This is a genomic window from Saccharolobus shibatae B12 (assembly GCF_019175345.1).
In the GTDB taxonomy this organism is placed as follows: Archaea; Thermoproteota; Thermoprotei_A; order Sulfolobales; family Sulfolobaceae; genus Saccharolobus; species Saccharolobus shibatae.
Window position 1 is genome coordinate 2,621,126 of the sequence record NZ_CP077717.1, and the last position, 14,546, is coordinate 2,635,671.

The following is a 14,546-nucleotide window of genomic DNA, read 5'->3' on the forward strand; positions in this document are numbered from 1 at the left end:
CTACTACTGAAACTTTTTCACACACAAAACTTACAAAACCTAACACACTTTTTACTTTCACTTTTACGTCTTTTTACTTAAGCTAACATATAGCAATAGTTTAAGCTAATTGAATTTTTTGCTTTTATTTTAGAAAAATTTTATGAAGAGGAAGGGAGGGGCTTTTACACCAGAAACTACCCTGGACTGGACTTTTCACTTCCCTACTTTTTCTCCACAAACCCTTAGTAGTAGTTATACATGCTAGTTGAATTTTTTGCGGTAAACTGGGGAGTTATTTGTTGAAATATTTTTTATTTTTTGTAGACCAAGTGATAATTTAGGTGGAAGTATTAGTGAAAACGAATTGATAACAAATGTCGTGAACTTAATTAAGGGCTTTATCCCTGAGGAGGTTATTGTAAGGGAGTACACACGAAAGAAAATATATAATATACCAGATCAAACTGACCATTTACACATTTACCGTTTATTGGAAGAGTATAGGGAAAGTGTAGTATTAGTTAGGATGGAAGAATTCTTAGAGTTATTAGGAGACATTGTTGCAGAGTATTATAACAGTAGGGATGTTGAACGTTTTATACGTGAACTAGAAGACAGGGTTGACTCTCACATTGATAAAAATGTAAGGTTAAATATTGTGGTCTTAAGGGAGGTAAAGGATAAAGAATACACTGAGCGTATTGTAAGGTATAATATACCAGAGGGTTACGTCCCATTCATAGAAATTTATGAGAAGGGTTTGACGGAAGAGATATGCCGCAGTGGGAAGAAAAAGACCGAATTTGAAAGTACTATGTTTAGGCTCCCAGTGCAGTTATATGAGGGGCTTGTGACGAAATTTGATGAAATATTCAGTTTGGTTTCAAAAATGTTGGAACAGGAAGAGAATGAGAAAGCTTTCAATGAAGTAATTCTTGGTTCTAATAAAGATAATAAGAAAAGAGAGGCGATGATGAAATGCCTTAAGATAATTGAGGAACTAGAGAAGGCTAAAGGTTGTGCAAAACTTAATGATATCATTAAAAGGGCTATGGAAGAAAAGCTACAAGAACTGGAAGTAAGGAAGCTGTTAAGGGACATGGAAAAGTATGGTATTATATATGAGTCTAAGCCTGATTGTTACAGAAGGGTATAACAGATAACTACCCTGGGCCTAAGTTTTCATTTTATTTAGAGCATCTATAACACATTGCAAGGCTTTAGTTATTATTAGTCCCTTTTCAGTCAGGTAAAGTTTCTTTATCCTAGTTCTGTTCTTTTGTTCCTCTTTCTCTTCAATAAGAAGATCTTCTAAGAGCTGTTCTTTAGTTTTATAAAAAGTATTAGGAGCTAGAGACGACTTTTCCAACGCCTCCTTTACAGTGCACCCTTGATTATTATATATAGCTAATAGGACCTTTGCATGTGCAGTCAGAAATTCACTTTTCATAGTTTAAAGTTTGAACTTTATATTTAAAAACATGTGGGCTTGTTGTCGGTTTTGTGCTTTGAATTTTTCTTCAGTAAACTCCCCAGTTTATTGAATTTTTCTCACATCGTTACTTTTACGTTAGGATCCAACGTTACTAATTCTCCAATTTTTCAAAATTCAAGACGAAGAAAAGCTTATTTAGTTTTAAAGAAAGATAAAAATGAGGGACGGGTCAGCGTGTTAGCCGTTCATCATGCTTCAGCGCTGGAACCCTCATCATGACCCGTCCCTCATTATAGTTCTTGATTTAGAGATATTTAAATATTTTTGTTCAGATTCTTTTACGTGTCATATATTTATATATTATGGTAATATTCCTTTACAATATTTTTAAATTAATTTTTTTGTATAACTAAAGAAATTTTCATTTCCACATCTTTCATTTTTATATCCTTCATTATTTTTTCTAAAGAACTGATTGGGGGCGGGGGCTCAGAAGTCAGACAAGTCAGAGGTTTAGAGAATAGGTTGGTTTAGGTTAAGTTAAGGTGCTAAAGGTTAGAAGTTAGTTAGGTGTATTTAGTCTGTAGACCATAAGGTAAAAGTTAGAGCAAGTTGGATAAGCGGTCCTTTTTTGTGTTAGGAGTTTTTTAGTTGGGTTAAGGGCGGTAGCCCTTATACTAAAAATGTTAAATTCTTAAAGAGGAGAATTAGGAGTAAGGACTAAGGATAGAGAAGGGTTGAGGAATAGCGCAGTTGTAAATAGTTAAGCAATGTGTAGAATTATTTATGTAGAGAATAGGATATTTGTAAATAAGGGAAAGGAAGGGTTAGTTTGGTAAGCTGCTTATTATGAATTGTGAAATAGGACCCTGAGAGTTTTAAGTAAAAATAGCAAGAGTTAGACAAAAGAAAGAGAGTAGTAGCAAAGAAAGAGTTAGAGTTATAATAGTAAGCAAAAAGGGGGCGGGCGGAAGCCCGAAATGGGGGTATAGGAATTTGCTACAGAAAAGAGAGAAAAATAAAAGAGAGGGGGTATAGAGATGAAAGCCGTATCCAAACTTATCCTTAGCGTATCTTATTATATTTATAGCGTATTCTTACTGCATTTAAATATATTATAAAGTATCGCTAGATATTATTATAGGGTGATAAAAACGGAAACATCTCAAAATATAGTTGAGAATACTACTTTGAATGAAAATAAGCCGATGAAGAAAGAGAAAAAGCAGAAGAATAGCAGAATAAATGAAATAATATTAAGGGATACTACTGACGAGCCTTTACCTACTGATCCAATTCATGTATATATTGAAAAGCTGATACCTAAGATTATAGACCAGTATGTGAAGGAAAATAAGCGGCCTATCCGACGTAAAGACTTAATTGAATATGTCTTCAGCTATGACGACAGGATGATAGAATACGATAAGGTAAGCAAGCATAGCCCAGCTGCTATATCCTTTGCAATAACTAGGTTATTAAAGAAGGGCAGACTGGTGAGGATAAAGTACTGCAAGGAGTGGGAGGGGGACAAATGTGTAAAATTTAGCAGGAAAAAGGAGTATATCTTAAAGGAGCATTTACAGATGCCGGAGATACAAGAATACTTAAAGAAGCACGGGCTATCTTAAGGGGATCTCCCTTTTCACCTTGTCTGTTACTGCGATCAGTTTGTTTCCCTCTATTTTTAGCCCTATAATCTTCTCCTTGTTTACCTTTAGCCACCGATAGTCCAGTTCAGAGATGCTGTACTCGTTTTGACCAACCTTTACGGTTATTCGGTTTTCATATTTTGTTATAATTAGGCCGTCTAATTGGAGCTCTTCTAAAGCCTGCTGAGTTATAGTTTGCTGCTTATTCTCTGCTTTACTTTCGGAGTTCTGAGTTAACTCCCCAGTTAACGCCTCTCTGGATCCTTCTGGCGCTTTCCCATTACTATTATTGTTATTTGCAGTGCTGCTAGTAACTGTTACAGTATCAGTAGCTGCAGTTTTACTTTCAGTTACTTGGACTGCTTTAGCTTCGGTAAACTCCCCAGTTAACGTCTGAGTTTTCTGTACTTTTTCCGCTTTTTGTTCTACTTTCTGTTTCAACTTTACTGAGAATATCTTTACTTTTGCTTTGTACTCCTGAGGAATGCTCTCATCTTTTATAAAGCTCTCGTAAATTTGTTGTAACTTACTGAACTTCTCTTCAGAGGTCCATATATGTACTTCTTTGAAGTCTTTCATTGAAGGATCTAAGTACTTTCGCATGTTCTTAGCGACTTGCTCTGAGTGTGTAGATAGCTCGTTAGGACTTTCGATTTCTATAGCGATGTTGTTGTCATAAATTAGTTTTGAATTTTGCAGTTTAACAGCAATCATGTCTGGTCTTAGGGGCAATTCTGGATTCTGTCTCCCTGGAATAACATAATATCCTTGAGAGACGTAATACATTAATACTTCCTTAGCTATCTTTATCCCCTCATCGGATGGGGCTACATTATCTAACCCTCTATACATCCATGTATCGTCCTCTAACCTAATTCTCTTAGGTTTTCCATCCTCAATCTCTATCCCCTGCATTTTTGAAAGCTCTAAGTTTAATCTGTCTCTATCTATTCCTAATTCCTTAAGTAATTCTGGAAATGTTATCATTCCGTCGTTCGTTTCTAAGAGATAGAATATCCTCTGCTGCAAAGGAGTATAGTAATCGCTGACAAAGAAGCGGCGTATTGGGTGACCAGCCTTTACGAGATTGCTAGTGTGAGGCTCAAAGCCCTTAGTAGGCTCTTTTTCGTTTTTCTCGTCTAAAGTGGAAAGCCTGACTTGTATTAGTTTAGGTATAACTAATTCTCCAGATCTCGCAGTGACTATTAAGAAACCCTGCCCTATTGGGAGTTGTCCTAGCATATTATCTATAATGTTCTTAAATTGCCCACCTATCGATTCAACGATAGCCTTTCTCTCGTCGTCAGCCTTAACTGTCATTATCAGCTTTACGTTAGTGTTATTATTGATTTCAGTTGATCCTTCGGGTCCTGCTGCTTTCTTTAGTCCAGCCATAGATTGAGTAGCCATGACTAGATGAAGTGCATATTTCCTAGCCTCCTTTAAGATTGTCACAATAAAATCAAAATGGGCGATATTATGAGCCTCATCTATAATCAAAAATATCGGTTTCTTTTCCTTCTTTAACGCATCCCTCATGAATACATAATTAAATAATGATATAGCGATTAAACCCTGAGCTATTACCGATAGATCCTCGTTTTCTCCTTTTCCTACATCGAATGATATAAGCCCCTTACCTCCAGTAGCCTCAATTAGTTTATCCCAGTCTATGGTGTTTTGTGACGTAATTATCCTGAATTTTCTGTTAGATACGAAATCCTCTAACCTTGCTAATACTGATGCAAAAGATTGATCCTGTAACTTCTGAATAAACTGTAATTCACTCATTGTCTTCTTATCGTCCTCCGTTAGGAATTCCGCTGGGTCTAGTTCCTCATTTTTTAGGGCTAGGATTGTTTCGTAAAAGTCGTTAAAGGTGATCTCGTCATATTTCTTAAGCAAAGCCCTCAACACTACTTTTATTATGAACAATACGTAAACCGCAGATTCCTCTAGATTGAGCATCTTTTTGAATAATTGTACTGCTTTCCCTACAGTATAATCTACTGCATCATCTCGTCTTGTAAAGAATTTAGGCAGTGTAAGCGGATTAATTCCGAAATTAGGATCCCTGTTAGGACTGCCTATCGTAAAGTAGAAGTCTGCTATTTGGCTAAGTTTTCTCGCAGATTGTGAGTTTGGGTCTACGAATACTACTAGCCCATACTTCATTAATTCCTGTGCTAAAATTTCTAGCGTGTTACTTTTTCCAGACCCTGTCGCTCCTAAGATTAATGCATGTCTCTGGAAATCGACCCAATCTAGATATACTTTCTCATCATAGATAACATCGTCTCCGATATAGAAGTCTTTTCTCTCTAACTTGGAATACGGCAAAGCAGTAGTAACTGCTAACCTGACCTTTCCTGTCTTAGGAATTGCTATGAGTTTATTATAATCATCATCGGTAGACCAGAGCCATATTCTAAGCTCAGATGTAACGTCACTCCAGCCGAGTTTAGGAATTTTATCTTCCCATCTAGAGAATAACCCTTTGGTTTTGGATAGTCTGTAACCTAATGCACCAGAATGGGTGCTGATATAATCATGCAGCAGTGTTACTGACTCTTTTAATGTTCCTTTATCATCACCGAGGATATATATCTTAACGAGATATACTGGATTTTTTATAAGGCTCTTAATTTGCTGGTCTATGGTAGTCGAATTCCCGTTTTTCTCTACCTTTTGCCTAAGTATCCATTTTACCATATTATCTAGATTAAGCCAGACCCGGAGCTGATAGTTAGGTGGGAGCTCCATTACAAAGTTACTGAGGTCGTGGTATAATATCGGAGCGAAGAAGTCTCTCTCGTGAGGGAAAGGTCTCTCTTTCAGTGTAACTTCTACAATATAAGGAGGGACTGGTATATCTTTCTCTTCGACTGGTTTAACTGCAAAAAATTGCCTCATTATGTTTATGTCGCCAGAAGTCCTTAGAAATATCCTAATCCTATCCTTCTCTTTATCAAACCAATATATTGTCTCGATTGTCCTTCCTAAGACTTCATGCAGCTTTAACTTCGTATAATCGATATCCAGAGCGGGGAATATCTCGTAGAGTTTCATACTAAAAGAAAGTGCATTTAAAAAATGATTACCGTTAAACTCCCCAGTTTACTGTTTGACACAATACCGCTTTATCGCATTCTCTAACTCTAGTTCTAATCTCCCTCTAAAAATCTCCGTTAAAACGTGTGGGGGTAGGTTAAGATTTATAACATCGTCTTTTATCTCTTTCATAATACTGATTAGAGCGTTTATGGCGGTAGTAACGACCATGAATACTTGATCTAGATAGAATGAATCCGTGAAGATTGTTTTTATTATGCCTTCCTTTATAAGTTGAGCCGAATTCTCGCCTAGTCTAAACCTGTGTGCTATTTCATCCGCATAATTCGTATAATCACCCGCACCTATTCTTACTTTTTTCAACCTCTCATACTTTTCGCATATGTTAGGAGTGAATATGGTATTAGAATTGCAGCTCTGCTCGAGGAACTGTGTTGATGTAATATATTCTTTATCGAGAATTTTTAACATATTAACTAGGTCTTCAGTTTTTAACGATCCCAGGGCATCATGTCTGAAATTTATTGCAGCTTTTACTGCAGAACTTATTGAGAGTTTTATGCAGTCGTTATTTTCCTTGCAAGCTTCATAAAATAAGGTATCGATACTATCTACTTCATCTTTATACCGTAATTCTATACTGGAGACTTTAGAGGTTATTCCTATTATCGTGTCTAATAACGTTAAGTATCCTTCTAGGACTTTGTTGAAATCTGAATAAACATCGTTATTGATCTTTGTAGCAGAAAGAACTTCCTTAAGGAATCCCATTAGGCTAGTTAGCTCACCACTTTCTTTGATAAACTCTTCCGTCATGTTCAAGATTTGTGTTGCGTCTATTACCCTGGAAAACGTCTTCATTAAATATTCGTCCACTACATGCCTTTTTGATTTTAGATCATGAAGTAGTCTCATTATTTCGTAAATAGTATTATCATACCCTCTAAGGAAGACTACTTTGTACCTCATTTCATCGCAGATTCCCGCTTTATTAGAGATATAAAGCAATACTGCCTCTTTCACGACGTCTGATGTTTTTCCATATTTTTCAATCTCTTTTGCGATCCAATCATCTACCCTTGCACTTATAACTTTCGTATATTTCACCGCTTAAAATCTACGTTTATAAATAAATAAACGTTATGTATACAAAAAGGGTATTACCATTAAACTGGGGAGTTTACCGAGAAAAAATCAATTAGAATAAAATAACTGCTAGGATGAATAGAAACCAGCCGAATAACAGCAGATATAGAATGTATTTTCTATACGCTACAAAAACATACATTAACGCCGAAGGCAATGTTGCTGTTACTAGGAATGCAAAAACGGTTAAATAGGTTTGCGGTAATCCTCCGAAGAGCTCCTCCCCTACGTTGTACACTATATTAAATAGCTGCATTAATAATGAGACTAGATAGTTTGCGGCTCCTTCCAATCCCATCATAAGTTAATCACCCCCTGGATTTGATAGCTGAACTGGTCATTCTGCAACAAATCAAAAGTCACTTGAACACTATCTATCCCTTGCTTTAGTAAGTATTCAATATAGTTATACAGCGTAGACAGTGCTGGGCTATTTCCTTCCAGTACAATATAGAACTTTGTAGGATTATCATTCTTTATTATTATATCTTGATAAGCGGGGATTACGAAGTATTTTATCGTACCGTTAGGGAAGCTTATACTTCCTTCAATAGATATTATAGTGTAAGATCCGTTTTCTATATACGACGGGGGATAATTAAGTACGCCATTCAGAACTATTAGATAAGTCCCATTTACACATGTTATTGTAATATTTCCTGTCTTGTTAAGAACAAACTCGTAATAAAGAACGTATTTTACGCTAACATTACTCACTTTAACTGTTTCATTTCTCGTAGTTATTGTGGAAGTCGTGTTGTTCTTGTGTGCATTCGTGTTAGTTGTCGTATTACTCGTTACTTTCTTAGTGTCTGTATTCTTATGTTCGATTATTCCTACGACTGCTGCAATAACTATTATAGCAATAAATACAGATGCAATTAATACGTCCTTTTTCATCTTTCCCCATCATTTAAGCAATTTAAAAATAATATGTAAGTGATGAGTGTAGCAGAAAAGATAAAACACTTATTATTCCCTTCACAAAAAGATCTAAACTATATCTCTACAAAGAGAGATATGACAATGTTAGCCCTTACAGTTATTGTGATTCTATTTACGTTTTTTAATTACAGACTAGTGTTTTTGGATATGATAGCGATCTTAGGTTATTATTTCATGCCTAAATATGCGTATAATGACAGCGGGGTATGGAGGATAACTGGAAAGAAAAAGAAGCTTTATTTCTCATGGAAAGACGTTAAAGAGATAGACCTTAACGGTGATAATTTATACTTTTTATTAAAAAATGACAAGATAGTTAAGATTGATGGAGTTAGAGATGCATATCGAATATTTATTGTCATAAAAAATAAAATCTAATTCAGGGAATCCCAGTGTTTATTGATAACATCATTTGACCAATTAGCCATAAAAGGAAGAAAATCCCGCCGAAAATTAGTACTATTTTTAATATAGGCCATACTGCAGATCCGTTTCCTGACGATTTCATTATTTTCTTCTTTTGTTGTTTGTAAGACGGGAGTGGACTTACTCCTGCATTTTTCCTCCACCACTCCTCATTCATTTTCGCCATTTTTCTCTGATGATACATCTCTTTCGCTAACCACTTCCAACCTTTATTATAAAGTCCTTTCTCAACTGGATCCATTTCATGATAATCTGGATCAGTATGAAGCCAGTCCTTTTCATCCTTCTTCATAAGTATAATATTTGATTTTAAGAATAAAAAAGGATTTCTCTTAGGGATTTAGTTTACTGAAGAAGTAGTACATATTGGCATCAACATATGCACGATCTGCTGCTTCCCTCGGCTTCATTCCTAGCGCTGCATTATTCTGTAAATTCTGTAAAACTAGATATTGATAGAATAGCTCTGTGCCCATCATTTTTTGAGCGTCTTTTAAGCTTGTGTTAGGCGGTAAAGATTCTGCAGCCTCCTGGACCTTCCACGGATCTACCTTAACGCCTCTGAGGTTAAGAGAAGCCAATCCAGCTTGGACATTCCTTAAATATTCCGCAGCTTTGTATTTCTCAACTTCTTTGTTAGCGTCTAAATATTCGTTTATCGCAGCTCTTTGTTGTGGAGTATATTTCTGCAATTCCTTATCTAACTGTTTTTCATCGTTTATAGCTGCAAGCCTGATTAATTCGTCTTTACTTACTCCTAAACCTGCAGCTTCCTTTGCAGCCTTATCTAATCTCTGCTTTGCTTCATCATACTTTGTGTAAAAGTCAGAATCTTTCGCTAGCCCTACTATTTCTTTAGGCTTAGTGCTCCCTAAGTTTGGCGTTAGCTGAGGAGCTATAGCCTCTATTGTTTGTCTAGCTGCTTTGTTTTCCTTCCTTTCCGACATGTAATTCTGAAGTCTTTCTTTTGCCTCACTCGCAGCACTTACGGTTCTCTGCGTTGTCTCTGCAGATGCCGAACCTACAGCATGCGACGCGAAACTTGCTGCACCTCTTGCTGCACCCGCTGCTCTCGCTACGCCCAAGCCCATCATTACCCACGTAAAGATGAATATTGGTCCCATCAGCCACAGCCATCCTCCCGAATAAGCTATGATAAACCTCAGGATTAGGGCGTCTACTACACCGCTTATCACGAAAGCTAGACCGACTTCAACTATAATATCGACAAACCTTCTAGTCCATTCAAATACCCAAAGTGCAGCCAAGAATGGAATCAAAGCAGCTAAAGTTAACAGTAACACTTGTCTGATTAAGCCCGCCATAAATATCGCAATAGTCAGTTCCAGCATAAACGTAAATGCCTGGGATAACGCATCACCGAATACGTTTGACGCAGTTGCAAGACCGAATAGAGCTCCAGTAGTAGTTAATAGCCCTGCCACATCGCTAGCCAGCATCTGTATATAGGTTGAAGGCAATATTTGGGATGCTAAGTAATTGAGAACTTGGGCACTCTGGTCCCAAATTATAACTCCTGCAGACGTAAAGATCCAGTAAACTCCCACCTTGTATATCAGATCTCTTAACAGATCGTAGAAGTCTCCATAGTTACCGAGAAATGCGTTAATTCCAACTGTCGCCGTCAAGAATAGTGGAACATATGTAGTTGCAAACGGCATAAAGACATTATTAAAGAAGTTATATGCTAAAGTCCCTACATTAGACGCCGAGTTTCCTTCTAGTGTTGGTACATATATTAGACTACTTATAGAACTAGCAATTCCAGAGTTTAATCCAGGGACTACAGATCCTACTCCGCTTATGAAATAGCTACTTAACGCCTGGAGAGCACTAATAAAAAATGATCCTATACTTCCAGGTTCTGCGACAAATGCCGTTTCCCCGGTGCCGTAATAGATCGTATTTCCATCAACATATGAGGCAGTAACTACAATATCATATCTGCCAGTTTCTGGTATAAATTCGACAATATACCCTGTAAACGTTTTACCATGACCTGCGTTAAATGTTTGATAGAAAGGTGCATTTACTATTGGATCTACAGAACCGCTAGGACAATATATTGTAATATTAACATTTGCCTGACCGAAATATGGTGAAACGACAACTACTATATATGCTGGTTGTCCAGGATCAAACACATTATCAGGAGCATAATTCCAATGTGCTCCTATCCCAAACGCTCCTCCTGGATAGTATTGATAAACATTAACATATACAGTAAGGACACCGTTATTTAATGCTGTAATTGTCCCATTATTAGATGTGTATTGTGCTGTAAGAACTGCAACAATAGCTCCAGCTGCCATCAGGGTAAGTCCGTATGTAAAGTCTTTTCTGATCGCTATTAACGCCATCAGTTCTATAAGTGCAGCGAGATAACTGAGAAATGTAGCTAATTGGGGGTTACTTGATCCAGTAGCTGCCATTACCAATAAGGAATTAGATAATATTAAAGCTGGGAATAAGAAAACCGCTAAAAATATTTTGACTTTAACTTCCTTCATTTCGGAAGATATACTATTTATAAATTATTCGTACTCAACCGTAATGGGGATTGCTATTCCCATTGGAGTTCCTATATAAGCTTTGTATACCTCGCCCTTTGTGAATGTATAATTTCCATATAGCTGTGCAAATACCATAGCATATCCGTTACTCAATTTATAGAACGGTTTACCCTGGGGTGTTGTTAATACATCAAAGGTTATATTATCGAAACCTATACTAATCGGTGTTGCTCTGATATAAGTTCTTTCATAGTAAACTACTTCTGCGTTCACGATATCCCACCACGTGATGTTAGGCAGCACAGGTCCAGAACTATTTGTATACGGTATTAAGAACACATAATATGTGTTGTTATGTTTATAGAATATTATCACGGACTGGTTAGGCTGTACTGTGGTCTGTGTTATACTTGAAGTAGTTGTTGATGAATTTGCGGTACCAGTTGAAGTAGTTGTTATAATACTGGGTGAAGTAGTTTGAGTAGAACTAGGACTAGTACTCGTCGGTTTATGATTTAGTAATATAAGTCCCATTATTACCCCTATTATTACTACTAAAGCTACTATTATACCTATTAACCCTTTATTCATTTCCTCTCCACCTTTTTGGTATTTAAAAATCTCAGAGACTTATTACCTTGTCTATAGTGGGATTATAATAGTATTTGAAATTCACGATCTGCTTATCAAATGTAAATATAGTATAAGGTAACGGATAGCTATAATATATTCCCTTAACAGCCTCAATCACTTGCGGAAAAGGTTCCAGAATACTCGATACTGGAGTAAAATTGTAATTAGGATACGATGTAAATTGAAAACCGAGCGGTTCTTCATTGTAATATGTAGCATAAACTACTACGGGATCGTAAATGAGCCATGACTGATTGTTACTATCTAATAGTCCATAAAATGATGTGTTTATTATCTGCAAGCCCTTAACATAATACCATATTGAATTCCATACGCCTACTCCGGTTAAGTCGAGAATACCTTTTGTAATGTTCCATGGGGAGAATACACTGAACAATGTTAAGCTATCATTATACATCTTATAATATCCACTTGTACTATTTCCGTTATAGAAAGTTGCCATCGAGACATAATAATCGTAGGCTGTAAGGTTCCCATTTGCAAGATGATATAAAGTATAGGCAAAAGCGACCAGGTTCAAGAAGTTATACCATTCCTCTTTCACCGTGACATTTTCGTTCATTTTTTGATAGATCCATGAAGGTGGCTGGACTAAATTATTTTGGACATTAAAAGAAAGATAGTAGTTTATTGTATTCCCGTTTTGTTGGGTATATTCTTGAGGAATTACTTCAATACTCCCAGCATTCCATGTTCTCTTAATCGAATAGTTAACAATGTTAATATGGTCATAAGTTGTTATAATAGTACTGTTAGGTTGGGGTTCGGAACTCCAAGTAGTATATGAGAAATAAGTACTAATATCCCTTGTGTTGTATATATTATTACCCACTTCAGTTGTTGGATTTGTACCGTTAAATACTTCAATTGTAATCGGAATTGTAATGCTGTAATCATACCAATTGTAAGTTTTTTCTTGGTAATTGAAAGAGGGATCAGTTGGGTAGTGATTAATGTATGTGACGTTTCCGCTCGTAGTCGTCTTAGTATATTGATATGCGGTTATCGTATATTGTAAATAAACAGTTTCTGGGACGCCTGGAGGTACATTTATGTCTCCCGAAATCTGAAACGTGTTTTGATATATGGGAGCTCCAGGGTAAGGTAACTCATAGTTTGGAACTGCCTCGTAAGAAATCTGAAAATTATTCGACGCTATAACGTTATTATTTGCTAGAAGGTATACTGTACCCCAAACTTTCATTCCGTAATATCTATTGATTATTGTTTGATTCCCGTTTTGAGAAGTCGACGAATGTGCGAGATACATATTCGTACTGTATGTAACACTCATGGTTAAAGTTACAGGATACATGTCGATTATTGAGTAAACTGGGGAGTTTAATGTTACTAAATCCGATGGAGGATAAGACCAATCTGTAGGAAAGCTTGTTGGAAATGTAACGTTTGACGGAATGAAAATTATTACATTATTTATTATTGGAGTAGGCGAGTAATTGGTCACGTGACTATAGAGGACACTCGCTATTTGTAAGAACTTCTGATAGTCTTCTGGAGATATTTCTGAAGCGTTTAAGCTCAAAGCCTTAAGCAGTACTGCGAGTAAATTAGAATTTCCATTTATTTGAATTGTATAGTTTGATAGAAGACTAGCTGGTACTTCTAATAGTGTCGAGATGTTTGGAGCAGAATAAACTACAGTATAGTTCTGCTGTGGTATAGGATGCGATGTTATGTTAATCGGCTTAGGCTGTGTTACTGTAGGAGGTGGCTGTATGGTGACTTGCTGTCCTAAGCTAGAATAATATGGTAATAGATATACAAATAATAAAACTAAGATGGCTAGTCCTAAAGCCCACATACTTCCGCTACGATAGTCTTTAGCCATAACTCCTCTGTTATTTATTAATTAATAAATAATGGGATGAAGATCCTCATAAGTTTAATAATGTTAATTTCAGTTCTCCTTATAGGAATAATTAAGCAGTATACACAATACATAATAATCAGAAAAAGGGCAAAAGAGCATGATGGGATAATTTACGCCGAGTCTGAAACTCCTAATGCCGCAGCCCTAACTTTTGTTAATAAAATAATCATTTACGGTAAACTGGGGAGTTTATCGAAATTTGCATTGCTTCACGAGAGTTATCATCTGAAACAGAAGAAACTCGCACTACTACAGCTGATTATTATGGCTTTCTTCACCTCATTGCTCTCCTATTCACTGTTTTTCCTAATAACAATCTATTTGTCTTATATAATGATAAATTGGAAAATAGAGCAGGATGCAGACTTATACGCTTTTAAGAACGCTACTACCTACGAAGCTAGATATCCGAGACCTAAAAGTAGAATTATAAGATTTCTAGTTTGGATTCTGGATTCGCATCCTCCAGATTATATTAGAATAAGTGAAGAATATAGAAGAAAAAATATATATTATCTTTTTTTGAAGGATATATTTACTGCTTAGCCTTCCTCTTCTCTAACCATAGAACGATCTTAGGTGTGACTATGTTAGTTAACTCATAGAAACCAGCTGCTGCTAGACCACCGCCAATGATATCCGTTACTGTGGCTGCATTTAGTCCAGCTACATTTACATTGCTTAATATTGTATTGCCTACGATTGCGGCACCCGCTGCAGCACCGAATGTATACCAGGTCGTTTCATGCATTCCGTTCTTTCTCATCTTTTTTCCTATTTGCACTAACTTTCTTAACATCCTTCTTCAC

Annotated in this window: 14 protein-coding genes; 4 read left to right on the forward strand and 10 right to left on the reverse strand. The window is 36.4% G+C overall.

The features are described 5' to 3' along the window. Nucleotides 1–346: 346 nt before the first annotated feature. Nucleotides 347–1,138 (forward strand): hypothetical protein, encoded by a 792-nt coding sequence (locus tag J5U23_RS14000; RefSeq protein ID WP_218265762.1) that lies wholly within the window; start codon nt 347–349, stop codon nt 1,136–1,138. Between the two features lie 18 nt (nt 1,139–1,156). Here J5U23_RS14000 and J5U23_RS14005 read toward each other — a convergent pair whose 3' ends face one another. Continuing rightward, a complete protein-coding gene (locus J5U23_RS14005) occupies nt 1,157–1,432 on the reverse strand; it encodes a MarR family winged helix-turn-helix transcriptional regulator (protein ID WP_218265763.1) in 276 nt (91 codons plus the stop codon). 1,130 nt (nt 1,433–2,562) lie between these two features. Between J5U23_RS14005 and J5U23_RS14010 the strand changes: the two genes are divergently transcribed. Beyond that, a complete protein-coding gene (locus J5U23_RS14010) occupies nt 2,563–3,048 on the forward strand; it encodes a hypothetical protein (RefSeq protein WP_218265764.1) in 486 nt (161 codons plus the stop codon). On the opposite strand, the gene J5U23_RS14015 is transcribed toward J5U23_RS14010, so the two are convergent. The 4 genes from J5U23_RS14015 to J5U23_RS14030 form a co-directional block, all read right to left on the reverse strand. Next, entirely contained in the window at nt 3,040–6,138 is a 3,099-nt protein-coding gene (locus J5U23_RS14015; RefSeq protein ID WP_218265765.1) for an ATP-binding protein, read from the reverse strand. The genes J5U23_RS14010 and J5U23_RS14015 overlap by 9 nt on opposite strands. 48 nt (nt 6,139–6,186) lie before the next feature. Continuing rightward, the gene (locus J5U23_RS14020; protein ID WP_218265766.1) at nt 6,187–7,248 is read right to left on the reverse strand and encodes a hypothetical protein; all 1,062 of its coding nucleotides are present in this window, start codon (nt 7,246–7,248) and stop codon (nt 6,187–6,189) included. Between the two features lie 91 nt (nt 7,249–7,339). Then, nucleotides 7,340–7,588 (reverse strand): hypothetical protein, encoded by a 249-nt coding sequence (locus tag J5U23_RS14025; RefSeq protein WP_218265767.1) that lies wholly within the window; start codon nt 7,586–7,588, stop codon nt 7,340–7,342. Next, nucleotides 7,585–8,187 (reverse strand): hypothetical protein, encoded by a 603-nt coding sequence (locus tag J5U23_RS14030; RefSeq protein WP_218265768.1) that lies wholly within the window; start codon nt 8,185–8,187, stop codon nt 7,585–7,587. The genes J5U23_RS14025 and J5U23_RS14030 overlap by 4 nt, the downstream gene beginning before the upstream one ends. A 42-nt stretch (nt 8,188–8,229) precedes the next feature. Here J5U23_RS14030 and J5U23_RS14035 point away from each other — a divergent pair, with 42 nt between their 5' ends. After that, nucleotides 8,230–8,610, forward strand: a complete 381-nt coding sequence (locus J5U23_RS14035) for a hypothetical protein (RefSeq protein ID WP_218265769.1) — start codon at nt 8,230–8,232, stop codon at nt 8,608–8,610. 1 nt (nt 8,611) lies between these two features. Here J5U23_RS14035 and J5U23_RS14040 read toward each other — a convergent pair whose 3' ends face one another. From J5U23_RS14040 to J5U23_RS14055, 4 genes are read right to left on the reverse strand one after another with little or no spacing between them, the layout of a single operon-like run. Next, complete coding sequence (locus J5U23_RS14040; RefSeq protein ID WP_218265770.1) at nt 8,612–8,950, reverse strand: hypothetical protein; 339 nt, start codon at nt 8,948–8,950, stop codon at nt 8,612–8,614. Between the two features lie 40 nt (nt 8,951–8,990). After that, a complete protein-coding gene (locus J5U23_RS14045) occupies nt 8,991–11,189 on the reverse strand; it encodes a hypothetical protein (protein ID WP_218265771.1) in 2,199 nt (732 codons plus the stop codon). A 24-nt stretch (nt 11,190–11,213) separates the two neighbouring features. Next, nucleotides 11,214–11,783, reverse strand: coding sequence for a hypothetical protein (locus J5U23_RS14050; RefSeq protein WP_218265730.1), 570 nt, complete (start codon nt 11,781–11,783; stop codon nt 11,214–11,216). 31 nt (nt 11,784–11,814) lie between these two features. Beyond that, nucleotides 11,815–13,695, reverse strand: a complete 1,881-nt coding sequence (locus J5U23_RS14055; protein ID WP_218265731.1) for a hypothetical protein — start codon at nt 13,693–13,695, stop codon at nt 11,815–11,817. Nucleotides 13,696–13,755: 60 nt separating this feature from the next. Here J5U23_RS14055 and J5U23_RS14060 point away from each other — a divergent pair, with 60 nt between their 5' ends. Next, complete coding sequence (locus J5U23_RS14060) at nt 13,756–14,283, forward strand: hypothetical protein (RefSeq protein WP_218265732.1); 528 nt, start codon at nt 13,756–13,758, stop codon at nt 14,281–14,283. Here the strand turns inward: J5U23_RS14060 and J5U23_RS14065 are convergent. Further along, nucleotides 14,273–14,536 (reverse strand): hypothetical protein, encoded by a 264-nt coding sequence (locus J5U23_RS14065; RefSeq protein WP_218265733.1) that lies wholly within the window; start codon nt 14,534–14,536, stop codon nt 14,273–14,275. The two genes, J5U23_RS14060 and J5U23_RS14065, sit on opposite strands and share 11 nt — an antisense overlap. Between the last annotated feature and the right edge of the window lie 10 nt (nt 14,537–14,546).

Coding starts and splice junctions, on each gene's coding strand:
- J5U23_RS14005 (WP_218265763.1), bottom strand. CDS start 1,432: ATGAAAAGTGAATTTCTGACTGCACATGCAAAGGTCCTATTAGCTATA.
- J5U23_RS14015 (WP_218265765.1), bottom strand. CDS start 6,138: ATGAAACTCTACGAGATATTCCCCGCTCTGGATATCGATTATACGAAG.
- J5U23_RS14025 (WP_218265767.1), bottom strand. CDS start 7,588: ATGATGGGATTGGAAGGAGCCGCAAACTATCTAGTCTCATTATTAATG.
- J5U23_RS14030 (WP_218265768.1), bottom strand. CDS start 8,187: ATGAAAAAGGACGTATTAATTGCATCTGTATTTATTGCTATAATAGTT.
- J5U23_RS14035 (WP_218265769.1), top strand. CDS start 8,230: ATGAGTGTAGCAGAAAAGATAAAACACTTATTATTCCCTTCACAAAAA.
- J5U23_RS14040 (WP_218265770.1), bottom strand. CDS start 8,950: ATGAAGAAGGATGAAAAGGACTGGCTTCATACTGATCCAGATTATCAT.
- J5U23_RS14045 (WP_218265771.1), bottom strand. CDS start 11,189: ATGAAGGAAGTTAAAGTCAAAATATTTTTAGCGGTTTTCTTATTCCCA.
- J5U23_RS14050 (WP_218265730.1), bottom strand. CDS start 11,783: ATGAATAAAGGGTTAATAGGTATAATAGTAGCTTTAGTAGTAATAATA.
- J5U23_RS14055 (WP_218265731.1), bottom strand. CDS start 13,695: ATGGCTAAAGACTATCGTAGCGGAAGTATGTGGGCTTTAGGACTAGCC.
- J5U23_RS14060 (WP_218265732.1), top strand. CDS start 13,756: ATGTTAATTTCAGTTCTCCTTATAGGAATAATTAAGCAGTATACACAA.
- J5U23_RS14065 (WP_218265733.1), bottom strand. CDS start 14,536: ATGTTAAGAAAGTTAGTGCAAATAGGAAAAAAGATGAGAAAGAACGGA.